A 13,302-nucleotide genomic window follows, 5' to 3' on the forward strand; every position below is an offset into this window, starting at 1 on the left:
GTTACCGTCGATGCCTGCGGCGACGTCCTTGAGGGCCTGGCAGCGGGGGCGCTGTGGAGATATATCGGTGCCCCGTTGGAGTTTTGATTTCGGTGATGGGCGGGCCCTCGCGTGCAACAGAAGCCTCGGCAGCCTTGGTGGACGACCAGCCCGGCGCTTCCTTTGCCTGGTTGCAGTCGGAGCACAGGGCTTGGCCGTTGTCCACGGACGTGGCGCCACCGGCCGCATAGGCCTTGATGTGGTCGTATTCGCGAATGGGCGCATCACAATACGGTGTTTGGCATCGCTGGTCCTGGAGTCTAAGGAACTCTTTCATGCCCTCAGGGAAGAGTCTGGCTTGAGAGTCCATGGCCATGAGCTGGTTGGTCTCCGGATGCGTAAACAGCCTCTTCAGCCACACTTGCGCGGCAGACCCGCCACCGCCACCGCCACCGCCAAGTACCATGCTGCGCGCAATGGGCGCCGGAATGGGGTCGTAGCCGACCAGCACAGCCGGATCGTTTGCACTGCCAAAAAGCGATCTGTCAGTCATGACCAGTTCTAAGGAAATACTGGCTTCATCTACAGTGGTGCACAATGTCTGGACTTGGGTCCCGCCCGTTAGAGCTATTGCCTGCAAACTAGCCTGATCCTGCGCAGAACCTCCCACCGGCACACCCCTGTGGTCGCTCGGTGTTCCGGCGCCATCGTTGCAGGGGGCATGCTGGACCAGCCGGTGCATGAGCGCATCCGCCATGATCTGCCCCTTGCCCCGTTCGTCACCGGACGCCCTGAGGCTGTCGGCAACCTTGGTGAGCGCGGTCAGAATGCGGACCCCTTGTTTCAGCGGTATCAGCGCGGTCAGGTAGGTCATGCCGTCGGCGGCCGGGCGAAGCGAGACATATCTGTCCCCCATGGCTTTCTCATGGCGCTTCACAAAAGCCAGGGGATCCAGGGTATAGGCGGCCTTTCTTGCCGCGGCGCCCAGTTCCCTATTGCCCAGAAGTCCGACGGCGTCCGGGTCCCCGCAGATGGATTGGTCCACATGGGCCCGGTCCGCCAATGAAAGGAACACTGTTTCCTTGGCGATAGTCCCAGCCTTGTACTCGCTGATCCGGCCCTGTGAAAAGGCCCTCATGCTGTAGGGCAATTCCCGCACCAAAACTTCAGACAATTCACACAGCTGGCGCCCGCGGTGGGGAGATTCATGGCGGGCCAGGGCCAGCTGATGGGCAATGCCCCTGCCCAGTTTTTCCTTGGGAATTCCTGCACGAGCCTGTTCAAGCCGCTGTTGGGCAACGAACAGTGTCTGGGCGTGGGCTTGGGTGGCGGAAATGGCATTCTTGGCTTCCTCCAGGACACCAATGAGATCGATCAGGGCCGCGCCCGAGATTTGATCCACAGTATGAGGATCAAATCCGCCCGCATCTGCTGAACCGCCCAGGGAGGTGAGGACCCCTGTGGCCAAGGCGGCCTGGGACTCGGACTTGGTGGACGCAGTCCTAGCTGTTGCCACGCGCTGGCTCAAATGGGCCAGCACTTCCGCGGTGCGCCCTTCGCGGACACCCGCCGCCACAGCCGCTGTGGCGGCAGCAACCTTGCCCCGTTCCTGCCGGGAAAACTCGTGTGCAAGTGCGGCATCCAGCTGTGCTAGGACCACAGGGTCGAAGAAGCCGCCGCAGAATTCCAGCATGGCGGTACCGATGGCCACCATGTCGTGGCACTTTTCCATGGCCGCTGCGCCAGGGTTTGCAGGGCTTTCGGTCACCTGAGAGATGACGGCTCCAAACGGCGGGATACCTCCTTCGGCGGCCCCTGCCACGTCGGCGGCCAGCCCGGCAGGGTCCATGGCCGTGGGGTCGAGCCATTCGGGTACAGCCATGCCGCTCACCGCCTTGCCAGTCCAGCTCCAGCTCCGAGAACCAAAGCCCTTGATGTGGCCAAATCCTGAATCGATAATCAAATATTTATACGGATTACATCTGTTCTTCTTATACATAGATTCTATCGCCCGGCTCTGACATTCTGGCAGCCCTGCAAGGCCTTTGAGCGAAATCTGTGGATGGCGGCACGCCCAGCGTTGCCTGTGGAGGAATCAATCAGGAAAAGGGCCACGAAGCAACGATGACCCACTCCAGCCACATGGAAGTGACAAGGCCGGCGCCCGCGTGATCCATGAAAGACTTTCCCCCATGACCAAATTGATTGCTGCGTTGGCGATTCTTGCCGCCCTGGCCTGGGCCGCCACTGCCACCGCATCATGGATCGCCAAAAAGAAGGCACCGTTAGCCATTGGCGCCGGCAGGGCACAGATCCATGCCACGCCTGTTGAGCAGGATAGGGCCATGAAGAAAGCCCAATGGCGCACAGCGGCAGCAATCGCCTTTGCAGCGGTCATGTTTGCCACCTTTTTCCGGCTGTCCGTTGGCCTGTCCGGCCAAGAGGGCCTGCCGGTTGCCGTCACCGCCGGGCTCTCGGCCAGCGGCGGGCTGCTCCTGTTCTCCGCCCTCCCCGCCACCAAAATTCCGGCCAGCAACACCAGGTTCCCGCTGCTGCCTAAGCGCGCATTCCTACTCCCGGCCGCGATTCTGGCTGCTTTCACGGCTTTCGTCATCACCGCAGGGCTGGTTCCGTGGTTCACCGCTGTGAAGAACGACGGCGTGCCCCTCCTTCTCATGGCCGTTGCGTTTGGCGGTTCCGCAGTTCTTGCCCTGCACCGGCTCAACACCACGCTTGCCCTGGCGGATCCGCGCATGTCTGCATTTGACCGCCGTTGGCGCGAACTCTCGGCTCGAAATCTGCTCACCTTCACCAACGGCGCACTCCTTACCTACTTCGGCACCGCAGTCATCTTGACGGGCCTGGCCCTGGCCACCGCTGAGGCGGAAGCTGCGTTCCCCCACTGGGGAGTCGCCGGGACGGCCGGTGGAGCGGCACTGGCCCTGGCCGGCGTCGTGCTTCTGGCACTGGCAGCAAGGGGCGCGCTCACAATCCGTGCCGCGACCAGCAAAAGCGCTCCGACGCCAATAACCGCATAAACTGGGTGACACCATGACTTTCACTATCACCTACCCGCCCGCGCTTCCCGTCTCGGAGCGCCGCGAGGACCTCATGGCAGCCATCGCCGCCAACCAGGTCACCATCATTGCCGGCGAAACAGGTTCCGGAAAGACCACCCAGATCCCCAAAATGTGTGTGGAACTGGGCTTGGCCGAGAAGGGCCTGATTGGCCACACGCAGCCGCGCCGTCTTGCTGCGCGCACCGTGGCCGAGCGCATCGCCAGCGAACTTGGCGTCGAAATCGGCCAAGAGGTGGGCTTCCAGGTCCGCTTCACCGGCCACGTGGGTCCGCAGACCAAGATCAAGCTCATGACCGACGGCATTCTGCTGGCGGAAATCCAGCGCGACCGCCTCCTGCGCAAGTACTCGGTCATCATCATCGACGAGGCCCACGAGCGCTCCCTGAACATCGACTTCATCCTGGGCTACCTGCGCCAAATCCTGCCCAAGCGCCCGGATCTGAAGGTCATCATCACCTCGGCCACCATCGATCCGGGGCGCTTCGCCAACCACTTCGCCTCCCCCGAGGGCCCGGCCCCCATCGTGGAGGTTTCCGGGCGCACCTTCCCCGTAGAGATCCGCTACCGCCCGCTGAGCGGCTCAGCCACGGGCGAGGACGACGACGAACTCGGCTCGTCGACCGACCGTCGCCTTGACGGGGGCAACAGTGAAGAAGACCGGGATCCGCTGGATGCCGTGTGCGACGCCGTGGATGAACTGTCCAAGGAGGCGCCCGGGGACATCCTGATTTTCTTCTCCGGCGAGCGCGAAATTCGCGACGCCGCGGACGCCTTGGCGGGCCGGGCGAAGACGAACCCGCGTCTGCGCGACGTTCAAATCCTCCCCCTGTATGCCCGGCTCTCCCTGGCCGAACAGCACGCCGTGTTCACGCCGGGCAACCGCAAGCGCATTGTGCTGGCCACCAACGTTGCCGAGACCTCGCTGACGGTCCCCGGCATCAAGTACGTCATTGATCCCGGCACGGCCCGCATCTCGCGCTACTCGCACCGAACCAAAGTCCAGCGTCTGCCCATCGAGCGGGTGTCCCAGGCGTCGGCCAACCAGCGCTCGGGACGTTGTGGCCGTGTCTCCGACGGCATCTGTATCCGCCTCTACTCCGAGGAGGACTTCAACGCCCGGAGCGAGTTCACCGACCCGGAAATCCTGCGCACCAACCTGGCCGCCGTCATCCTGCAGATGACGGCCATGGGTGTTGCCAAGGGCCCCAAGGATGTGGAGAAGTTCCCGTTCGTCCAGCCACCGGACTCCCGGGCCATCACCGACGGCGTGACGCTGCTGCGTGAGCTTGGCGCGGTAACCGCCCAAGGCGGGATTACGGGCGTCGGACGCCAGCTCTCCCAGCTGCCGGTGGATCCGCGGCTGGGCCGCATGATCGTGGAAGCCGCCAAGCGCGGCGTGGCTGCCGAGGTCATGGTGCTTGCTGCCGCGCTCACCATCCAGGACCCGCGGGAACGCCTCACCGACAAGCAGCAGCTTGCCGCGGAAAAGCACAAGCGTTTCGCCGATGAGCACTCCGACTTCACCGGGTTCCTGAACTTGTGGCGGTACATCAAGGACAAACAGGAGGAGCTGTCCTCCAGTGCGTTCCGGCGCCTGTGCAAGGCAGAGTTCATCAACTACCTGCGGGTGCGTGAGTGGCAGGACTTGTTTGCCCAGCTCAAGCAGATGGGCAAGTCGCTGGACATCAAGGTTTCCGGCGGCGCCATTGACCCTGTGGGCAACCACAACGCCATCCACATGAGCCTGCTGACGGGCCTGCTGAGTCATATTGGCCTCTATGACCAGCGCAAGCGCGAATATGCGGGCGCCCGCGGCACCAAGTTCATGGTGTTCCCGGGCTCGGCGTTGTTCAAGAAGTCGCCCGACTGGGTCATGGCCGCTGAACTCGTGGAGACTTCACGCCTGTGGGCCCGCGTGGCTGCCAAGTTTGACCCGTTGTGGGCCGAGCAGGTGGCGCCGGATCTGGTCAAGCGCACGTACAGTGAGCCGCACTGGTCCAAAAAAATGGGCTCGGTCATGGCGCACGAGAAAGTCACCCTGTATGGGGTGCCCATTGTCCCGGACCGCCGGGTTCATTATGGGCCCATTGATCCCGAGCTCAGCCGCGAGATGTTCATCAGGCATGCCCTGGTGGAGGGCGACTGGCACACCAACCACAAGTTCTTCCACCGCAACCAGGCCCTGCTGGCCGAGGTTGAGGAAATGGAAACCCGCATGCGCCGCCGCGACCTGCGCGTCGATGATGAGACGCTGTTTGAGTTTTACGACGAGCGGGTTGGCGGCGATGTTGTGTCGGAGCGGCACTTCGACAAGTGGTGGAAGGATGCCCGCCACGAGAACCCGGCGCTGCTGGACTTTGACGCCAACGTGGTCATGGCGGAGGAGCCCTCCCTCGATGAGGCGGCGTTCCCGAAGATCTGGACGCAGGGCGAGTTTGAGCTGCCGCTGTCGTATGAGTTCCATCCCACGGCGCCCGGCGCTGCCCCGAACCCGTCCGACGGCGTGAGCGTTCAGGTGCCGCTGCTGTTCCTGAACCAGTTGCAGGGGGCCCCGTTCAGGTGGCAGATTCCTGGACTGCGCGCGGAACTGGTGACGGCCCTGATCAAGTCGCTGCCCAAGGCCATCCGGAAGAACTTCATTCCGGCCCCCGATGTGGCCCGCCAGGCTGCCGCGGCGCTGGCGGAGGACTTTGACCCGTCTGTGGATGCTTTGGAGCCCTCGCTGGAACTGGCGCTGCGCCGGATCAAGGGCCATGTGATCCCGCCGGGCTCCTGGAACTGGGACGCCGTGCCCACGCATCTTCGCATGACATTTTCCGTGGTGGACAAAAATGGCCGCATTTTGGAGGAGGGTCAGGACCTGGCCAAACTTCAAGAGCAGCTCGCTGGCGCCACCCGCCGCGCCATTGCCGAGTCCCTCGGTGCAACTCCGAAGACCACTCAAGCGGGACGGGCGCCGATTGGCTCCCCAGCCGGAAAGAGTGGCATTGGCGTTGCTACGAAGGGCGCTCCGGCATCAGGTGCGGCACCTGCAGCAGGAGCGTCACGTCCTGCGTCGGACCACTCAGGCATCCAGGAACGCTCCGGCCTGACTGAATGGGACGTGGGCACGCTGCCCCGCGAGGTCAAGCGCCTGGTGGCCGGCCATACCGTGACCGGTTACCCCGCGTTGGTGGATGAGGGCAGCACCGCCGGAATCCGGGTGTTCCAGCGCCAGGATGTGCAGGAGGCTGCCATGCGCCGCGGCGTCATCCGGCTGCTGGCGCTGCGCGTACCCTCCCCCGACAGGTATGTGCTGGACCACCTGAGCAACACGGAGAAGCTGACCTTCAGCCAGAACCCGCACGGCAGCGTCACGGAGCTGATTGCCGACTGCACGCTGGCCACGATCGACAAGCTCACCCCCGCGGAGCTGCCGTGGAACCAGAAAGCCTTCGACGCCCTCTATGAAGTGGTGCGGGCAGAACTGATTGACACGGTCTTCAGCGTCACGGCCATCGTGGAGCGGGTACTGGCCTCCACTATGCGCATCCAAAAGAAGCTGCGGGAGACCACCAGCTTGCCGTTGATCAGCGCCCTGAACGACGTCAAGCAGCAGCTGGAGCTCTTGGTCTATCCGGGCTTCGTGGCGAAGACTGGTTTTGCCCAACTCAGCCAGCTGCCGCGCTATTTGGCGGCCATTGAGAAGCGCTTGGAAAAGCTGCCCTCCAACGTGGCCCGCGACGCCCAGTCCATGGCCGCCGTGCAGCGGCTTGAGGACGAGTACGACGACGCCGTGGCGGCCCTGGTGCCCGGGCAGCGCTCAACGGCGGGGCTGGAGCACGTGCGGTGGATGATCGAGGAACTTCGGGTCAGCCTGTTCGCGGTGGAGCTGGGGACGGCGTATTCAGTGTCGGAAAAGCGCATCCGCGTGGCTCTCGCGAAGGCCATGGCCTAGCGCCCCCCCAACTGTGGCGCACTTGTTGCTAGAAACATGGCGATTTTTAGCAACAAGTGCGTCCTAGTTGGGGCGGGCGGGTTAGGCTGCGGACCAGCCGCCATCGGAAGGCAGAATCACGCCGTTGACGTTCACGCCGTCGTCGCTAAGCAGGAAGGTAATGGAGGCGGCGAGCGCATCCCCTTCGACGGCGTCGGGCAGGATTGCCATGGCCCGGCGGACGCGGGAGGCACCCAGCGGGGAGTCGAAGCGTGCCTCGATGTTGGTGATGACCGGTCCGGGCGCCACGGCGTTGACCCGGATGCCGCTGGGGCCGTACATGAACGCGCTGCTCTTGGTCAGACCGGCGACGGCGTGCTTGGAGGCTGTGTAGGCGGCACCGGCGGCGGACCCGCGCAGCGCTGCTTCGGAGGCCACATTGACAATGGATCCCTGCGCCTGGGCGAGCATCGCGGGCACAACAGCGCGCATCAGCTTCATGGTGCCGTTGACGTTAATGTTGAACACGCGGTTCCAAATGTCATCGGAGACCTCGTGCACAGGGGTCATGTTGTCCATGATCCCGGCGATGTTGGCCAGCCCGTCAATGCGCTCGCCCGCGGCCCCAACAATGGCTGCCACGGCGGCGTCGTCGGTGATATCCCCGGCCACTGTGACAATGTCGCCGGAAGGCAGCGAGGCGGCGAAGTCGGCCAGACGCTCCTCGGAGATGTCGACGGCGATGACCCGGCCACCCTCGCGGGCAACCCTCGATGCGGTGGCCCGGCCAATCCCGGATCCTGCACCGGTGATGATGATGGTTTTCCCAAAGAAGCGGCCCGCAGTGACCTGCTCCACCCAGGCCGGAATTTCCGCGGCCGGAGCTGCCGCCGCCGGGGCCGCCACCGCTTCGGCCTCCGCCGGAATGTCGCCGGATTCCACGCGCTGGACCAAGCCATCCACCATGTCCTGGGTGAACGCACCCTGGCTCACCTGCACCAGCCGGTTCAGCGCCATTTTGGACACGGGTCGCAGGGACTCTGCATCTTGACCCCCCTGCGCGAGAAGTGCGCGCAGCACCGGACCGCCTGCCGGATCTGCCAGCCAGGTGTTGATGGATGATTCGCCGCTGAGATTGTTGGGGTTGTTGCTCATGGAAGAACGTTCTCCGTTTCATGGGTCCAGTACTGCTGGATCGGATGGTGCTGCCAAGACTACCGGACAATACTGTCCGGTTATAGACTAGCCGTGTGCCCACAAAAGCAAAAGCAAAAGCAAAAGTAAATCTTGGACCCAGCGCGGGACCAGCCAACAGGGCTGCCTTAATAGCAGCCGCCCGGGAAGTTTTTGCCGAAGCCGGGTTCATGGCGCCACTGAGTTCCGTGGCGCGGCGTGCCGGCGTTGGTCAAGGCAGCCTCTACCGGCACTTCCCCGACAGGATCGCCTTGGCGGTGGCGGTTTTTGATGACAACATCACGGCTCTTGAGGAACTGGGGGCACGCCCGGACTCAACCCTCGTGGATCTCTTTGACAGCGTGGCCGAACAAGTCATAGCCTCAACGGCGCTCATCGACATGATCCTTTCAGAGCGCAATGACCAGCGGGCCGAGCACCTGGCCACGCGCATGACGGCTGTTGCCGCGGCCTTACTGGCACGTGATCAGGACCAGGGGCGCCTAGCGCTTCACGTGGAGCCGGCGGACGTCATGCTGGCCATTTCGATGCTGGCGATGCTGCTGGCCCGAACACCTGACGGCGAACGGACCGAGGCAGCCACACGGGCGCGCGCCATTTTCCGGGCAGCTTTTGTGCCTGTCCAGCCAGTCCAGCCTCCCCATCCGCCTAAGAAGTAGGCCGACAGCGGAAGGTGCCTGCCGCCGTCGGCCCTCAAGAAATCTGTGACGCAGTTGTTGCACGAAAATCACCTAGGAAAGCGCTATCCAGCGCATCAAGTGCGTCACAGATCCGGGAGGGAGCTAGGCCCCCGGCACAAACGCCCCGTGGCCGGCGCTGCGCAGGGCTGCGCGGAGCTTTTCGGCGCTGGCGTCCATAGCCAAGGGATCCGGGTTGTTGTCCACGGCTGCAAAACTGAAGTTGTCCAGCCCGTAGGCCGGGAACACGTGGATGTGCAGGTGTTCCACCTCAAACCCGGCAATGATGACACCCGCCCGCGGCGCGCCAAAGGCAGCCACCTGGGACTGGCCAATAGTTTGGGCAACGCCCATCAGCTTCGCCACGAGCTCCGGCGACGCGTCGGTCCACTTGTCCACCTCAAGGCGCGGCACCACCAGGGCGTGCCCGTCGGTCAGCGGCCCAATGGTCAAGAAAGACACGCAATCGGCATCCTGCCAGATGAACCGGCCCGGAATGTCGCCGTTGATGATTTTACTAAACAAGGTGCTCAAGAATTTCTCCCTCAACGAAATCGAAAACGAAAACGAACGTGGTTAGAGTGTGGAGACGTCCAGCACAAAACGGTACTTGACGTCGCCCACCACCATGCGGTCATAGGCCGCATCAAGATCCTGTGCGGACACGATTTCAATGTCGGAGGCAATGCCATGCTCGGCACAGAAATCAAGCATTTCCTGGGTCTCGGCAATGCCACCAATGAGTGAGCCGCCGTAGGCCAGGCGCTTGCGAATCAGCAGTCCCGGGTCAACGGGAGGCATCTTCTCCGACGGCAGGCCCAACTGGATCAAGGCGCCGTCGCGCGCCAAGGTGCGCAGATACGGGTTGATGTCATGCACGGCGGCCACCGTGTCCAAGATGGCGTTCAGGCTCTGCTTCGCCGCGGCCATCTGCTCCGGATCGCTGGAAACAACTACGAAATCGGCACCCAAATCCTTTGCGGCAGCAGCCTTTGCCGGCGAGGTGGTGAAAACAGTGACGGTTGCCCCGAGCGCTTTGGCGATCTTGACGCCCATGTGGCCCAGCCCGCCCAGGCCGATCACGCCCACTGTGTCGCCCTCCTGCACGTCCAGGTAGCTCAACGGTGAGTACGTGGTGACGCCCGCGCACAGCAAGGGAGCGGCCGCAGCCGGGTCCATGCCCTCTGGGATGTGCACCACGTAATTTTCATCCACCACTATGGCCTGGGCGTACCCGCCCTGGGTGATGCCGCCGCCATTGCGGGGATCCGCCACACCGTAGGTGCCCACATTGCCCGCTTCGCAGTACTGCTCAAAGCCCTCAAGGCATGAGTCGCACTCGCGGCAGGAGTCAACCATGCAGCCAACCCCCACGCGCTGGCCCACGGTGAAGCCCTCCACGGAGTCGCCAACGCTGCTGACAATGCCCACAATTTCGTGGCCGGGGACCAGGGGGTATTTGGCCGGTCCCCACTCGGAACGGATGGTGTGCACATCTGAGTGGCACAATCCGCAGAATTCAATGGCAATTTCAACATCGTGGGCGCCCGGTTCGCGGCGTTCAATGGTGCTGGGTTTGAGTCCGGATGTGGCGGAGACGGCTGCGTAAGCCTTTACGTGGGTCATGTTTCAACCCTATCGCCGTTATGGCCCGTCTCAACCGGGCGACCGGCCTGATTTGACCAGGCCGACCATGATCCCGGATACAACGCCGCAGTGAACCCGGCAATTTCCAACGCCGCAATCTGGTGCGCCGCCGTCACCCCGGATCCGCAGTACACGGCCACTGCCGCACCGTCAGCCACACCCAGTCCGGCAAACCGTGCCCGCAACTGATCCGCCGGCAAAAATGTCTTATCCGCCGCCAAGTTCTCCGTGGTGGGTGCACTGACTGCCCCGGGGATGTGACCCGCCCGCGGATCCATGGGCTCCACCTCGCCCCGGTAGCGCTCCCCGGCCCGCGAATCCAGCAAAATCCCCTCCCACCCGGCGGCACCATCGCCGTCGATGGTCTGCTTTGCCCCAAACTGTACGACGGCGTCTCCGGCCAGCGCGGTCTCCGCACCGTGCGCGAGCGGCAGTTGGGCCGAGCGCCAGGCGGCCAATCCGCCGTCGAGCAGGTAAATGTTCGCCAGGCCTGCGTAACCCAGCAGCCACCAGGCGCGGGCAGCAGCGGCCGAGCCGGCGTCGTCGTAAATCACCACGGTGTCCCCGGTGTTGATCCCCCAGCGGCGGACCGTTTGGGCAAAGTCCGCCTCGGCAGGCAGCGGGTGGCGGCCGTCCTGCGGCGCACCGTGGGAGGCCAGCTCGGAATCCATGTCGACGTACACGGCGCCGGGAATATGAGCCGCCACGTAGTGCTCGCGGCCGTGGGGATCACCCAGCGCCCAGCGCACATCCAGCAGCACTGTGCGCATCCCGGCCTTCAGGCGCTCATTGAGAGTGGCGGCATTCATCAAGACGGACATGGCGGCTCCTTCACGGCATTGGGTGATACTCCACCAAATGTACTGCGATACGCTCAATTGCATGAACACTGCACAAGCCTCCTGGTCCTGGACGCGCAACGCCATTGGCAAAGTCCAGGCCGAAAACAACCGCTCGGCAGACACCCACCTATACAAGATTGAGTTGCCGGCGCAGTGGGGCGTAGACCTGTATGTGAAGGATGAATCCTGCCACCGGACGGGCAGCTTGAAGCACCGGCTGGCCCGCTCACTGTTCCTCTTTGGCCTGGTCAACGGCTGGATCCATGAAGGCACCACCATTGTGGAGGCCAGCTCGGGCAGCACGGCAGTGTCCGAGGCGTATTTTGCCCAGCTGTTGGGCCTGGACTTTGTGGCCGTCATGACCCGCACCACCAGCCCCGAGAAAATTGCGCTCATTGAACAATTTGGCGGCCGCTGCCACCTGGTGGACCAGGCCGACGAGGTCTACTCAGCGGCAGCCACCATTGCCGCCGAATGCAACGGCCACTACATGGACCAATTCACCTATGCCGAACGGGCCACGGACTGGCGCGGCAACAATAACATTGCCGAATCCATTTTCAGCCAGCTGGCCCATGAGCGGTTCCCCGAACCCGCCTGGGTGGTGGTGGGCGCCGGCACGGGCGGTACCTCGGCCACCATTGGCCGGTACATCCGCTACCACGGCCACGCCACACAGTTGGCGGTGGTGGACCCCGAGGGTTCAGCTTTCTACCCGGCCTGGAAGAGCGGGGATCTGGGCACCGTCACGGGCAAATCTTCCCGGATCGAAGGCATCGGCCGGCCCCGCGTGGAGCCAAGCTTTGTTCCCGGCGTCATCGACTCCATGCTGGAGATCCCGGACGCCGCATCCGTGGCCGCCATGAAGCACTTTGCCCAGCTCACGGGCCTGCACGCCGGGCCGTCCACGGGCACCAATCTCTGGGGCGTGTGGCAGTTGGTGGCCCGGATGGTTGCCGGCGGCGAAACCGGCAGCATTGTCACGCTAATGTGCGACGGCGGCGAACGGTATGCGGGCAGCTACAACAACCCTGCGTGGCTGGCTGAGAAGGGGCTGGATCCGGCCCCGCATCTTCGTGTCATCGAGGATTTCTTCGCCAGCGGACGCTGGAACGGCTAGACCCGCAGGGCCGCGGCGCCGAGGGCGATCCCCAGCCACTCCCAAGACTCGCAAGCTCGCCCCGGGGCCCTCGTGGCTGTGGGCCCTGAAATGGGGGCGGGTGAAATTTCATGCTCCCCCGCCGGTTTGGCACGCCGTCAGCGGGGAGAGTCAGCGAGGACCCCCTAAATTTCCACCGACTGCCCCGGCGCCAGGTGGCGGAATGCCACGCCGTGAAGCGCGCCGATCCTGGCCACATGCGACTCCGTGAACGCCAACCCTTTCTCGCTGAGCAGCGCGTCATGGATTTGGAATGCCCTCGGGGATCGCACGGAGACCACAAAATCCACCACTTCCGACACTTTTGACCAGGGCGCATGGATGGGAACCAGCAGTGTGCCCACGCTGACCCCGTGCGGAACTATGAGTGAGTCGCCTGGGTGGTAGACGTCGTCGTCAATCAGGTAGCCAACATTGGCCACCATGGGCATGGACGGGTGGATCACGGCATGCTGGCCGCCAAAACATTGCACGGCAAAGCCGGCCACGCCAAAAGACTCCCCCGCCGCCGAGACAAAAATCCGGGCCGCATGCTCTGGTGCCCGGTTTTGCAAGTCCTGCGCCACGCCGGCAGGGGCATATATTCTCAGCCGCGGGGCATCACACAGGGCTTGGCGCAGGGCTGCGGCGTCGTAGTGGTCCGGGTGTTCATGGGTGACTAAGACGACGTCGGCCCCGGCAAGAGCCTCGGCGGACTCGGAAAAGATCCCCGGATCCAGCACCAGCACACGGCCATCCTGCTCCAGGCGGACACAGGCGTGAGTGAATTTTGTCAGCAACATGGTGTCAGCCTATGCCGCGCACCCGG

Annotated in this window: 10 protein-coding genes; 4 read left to right on the forward strand and 6 right to left on the reverse strand. The window is 63.7% G+C overall.

Annotation, left to right across the window (positions count from 1 at the left end):
- Window position 1: 1 nt before the first annotated feature.
- Window positions 2–1,861 carry an HNH endonuclease gene (locus CVS28_RS06455; protein ID WP_165788086.1) on the reverse strand — a complete coding sequence of 620 codons (1,860 nt, stop codon included), beginning with the start codon at window positions 1,859–1,861 and terminating at the stop codon, window positions 2–4.
- A 310-nt stretch (window positions 1,862–2,171) separates the two neighbouring features.
- Here CVS28_RS06455 and CVS28_RS06460 point away from each other — a divergent pair, with 310 nt between their 5' ends.
- Entirely contained in the window at window positions 2,172–3,017 is an 846-nt protein-coding gene (locus CVS28_RS06460) for a hypothetical protein (protein WP_103481037.1), read from the forward strand.
- Window positions 3,018–3,030: 13 nt separating this feature from the next.
- Entirely contained in the window at window positions 3,031–6,996 is a 3,966-nt protein-coding gene (gene hrpA / locus CVS28_RS06465; RefSeq protein WP_103481038.1) for an ATP-dependent RNA helicase HrpA, read from the forward strand.
- Window positions 6,997–7,077: 81 nt separating this feature from the next.
- Here the strand turns inward: hrpA and CVS28_RS06470 are convergent, their stop codons facing one another.
- Window positions 7,078–8,130 (reverse strand): SDR family NAD(P)-dependent oxidoreductase, encoded by a 1,053-nt coding sequence (locus CVS28_RS06470; RefSeq protein WP_103481039.1) that lies wholly within the window; start codon window positions 8,128–8,130, stop codon window positions 7,078–7,080.
- Between the two features lie 95 nt (window positions 8,131–8,225).
- Between CVS28_RS06470 and CVS28_RS06475 the strand changes: the two genes are divergently transcribed.
- A complete protein-coding gene (locus CVS28_RS06475; RefSeq protein WP_103481040.1) occupies window positions 8,226–8,828 on the forward strand; it encodes a helix-turn-helix domain-containing protein in 603 nt (200 codons plus the stop codon).
- 123 nt (window positions 8,829–8,951) lie between these two features.
- On the opposite strand, the gene CVS28_RS06480 is transcribed toward CVS28_RS06475, so the two are convergent.
- The 3 genes from CVS28_RS06480 to CVS28_RS06490 are packed head-to-tail and all read right to left on the reverse strand — an operon-like array spanning window position 8,952 to window position 11,314.
- Window positions 8,952–9,380, reverse strand: coding sequence for an HIT family protein (locus CVS28_RS06480; protein WP_103464569.1), 429 nt, complete (start codon window positions 9,378–9,380; stop codon window positions 8,952–8,954).
- Between the two features lie 42 nt (window positions 9,381–9,422).
- Window positions 9,423–10,472, reverse strand: coding sequence for an NAD(P)-dependent alcohol dehydrogenase (locus tag CVS28_RS06485; RefSeq protein ID WP_103464570.1), 1,050 nt, complete (start codon window positions 10,470–10,472; stop codon window positions 9,423–9,425).
- Window positions 10,469–11,314 (reverse strand): sulfurtransferase, encoded by an 846-nt coding sequence (locus CVS28_RS06490; RefSeq protein ID WP_103481041.1) that lies wholly within the window; start codon window positions 11,312–11,314, stop codon window positions 10,469–10,471. The genes CVS28_RS06485 and CVS28_RS06490 overlap by 4 nt, the downstream gene beginning before the upstream one ends.
- Window positions 11,315–11,375: 61 nt before the next feature.
- Between CVS28_RS06490 and CVS28_RS06495 the strand changes: the two genes are divergently transcribed.
- Window positions 11,376–12,455: a PLP-dependent cysteine synthase family protein gene (locus CVS28_RS06495; protein WP_103481095.1), complete on the forward strand. Its 1,080-nt coding sequence runs from the start codon at window positions 11,376–11,378 to the stop codon at window positions 12,453–12,455.
- Window positions 12,456–12,619: 164 nt separating this feature from the next.
- On the opposite strand, the gene CVS28_RS06500 is transcribed toward CVS28_RS06495, so the two are convergent.
- Window positions 12,620–13,276, reverse strand: a complete 657-nt coding sequence (locus tag CVS28_RS06500) for an MBL fold metallo-hydrolase (protein ID WP_103481042.1) — start codon at window positions 13,274–13,276, stop codon at window positions 12,620–12,622.
- Window positions 13,277–13,302: the final 26 nt, after the last annotated feature.

The organism is Arthrobacter glacialis, assembly GCF_002909415.1.
Taxonomy (GTDB): domain Bacteria; phylum Actinomycetota; class Actinomycetes; order Actinomycetales; family Micrococcaceae; genus Specibacter; species Specibacter glacialis.

What these genes read in the sequence shown, in the direction of transcription:
- CVS28_RS06455 (WP_165788086.1), bottom strand. Translation starts at nt 1,861, where the DNA reads ATGGCTGTACCCGAATGGCTCGACCCCACGGCCATGGACCCTGCCGGG.
- CVS28_RS06460 (WP_103481037.1), top strand. Translation starts at nt 2,172, where the DNA reads ATGACCAAATTGATTGCTGCGTTGGCGATTCTTGCCGCCCTGGCCTGG.
- hrpA (WP_103481038.1), top strand. Translation starts at nt 3,031, where the DNA reads ATGACTTTCACTATCACCTACCCGCCCGCGCTTCCCGTCTCGGAGCGC.
- CVS28_RS06470 (WP_103481039.1), bottom strand. Translation starts at nt 8,130, where the DNA reads ATGAGCAACAACCCCAACAATCTCAGCGGCGAATCATCCATCAACACC.
- CVS28_RS06485 (WP_103464570.1), bottom strand. Translation starts at nt 10,472, where the DNA reads ATGACCCACGTAAAGGCTTACGCAGCCGTCTCCGCCACATCCGGACTC.
- CVS28_RS06490 (WP_103481041.1), bottom strand. Translation starts at nt 11,314, where the DNA reads ATGTCCGTCTTGATGAATGCCGCCACTCTCAATGAGCGCCTGAAGGCC.
- CVS28_RS06495 (WP_103481095.1), top strand. Translation starts at nt 11,376, where the DNA reads ATGAACACTGCACAAGCCTCCTGGTCCTGGACGCGCAACGCCATTGGC.
- CVS28_RS06500 (WP_103481042.1), bottom strand. Translation starts at nt 13,276, where the DNA reads ATGTTGCTGACAAAATTCACTCACGCCTGTGTCCGCCTGGAGCAGGAT.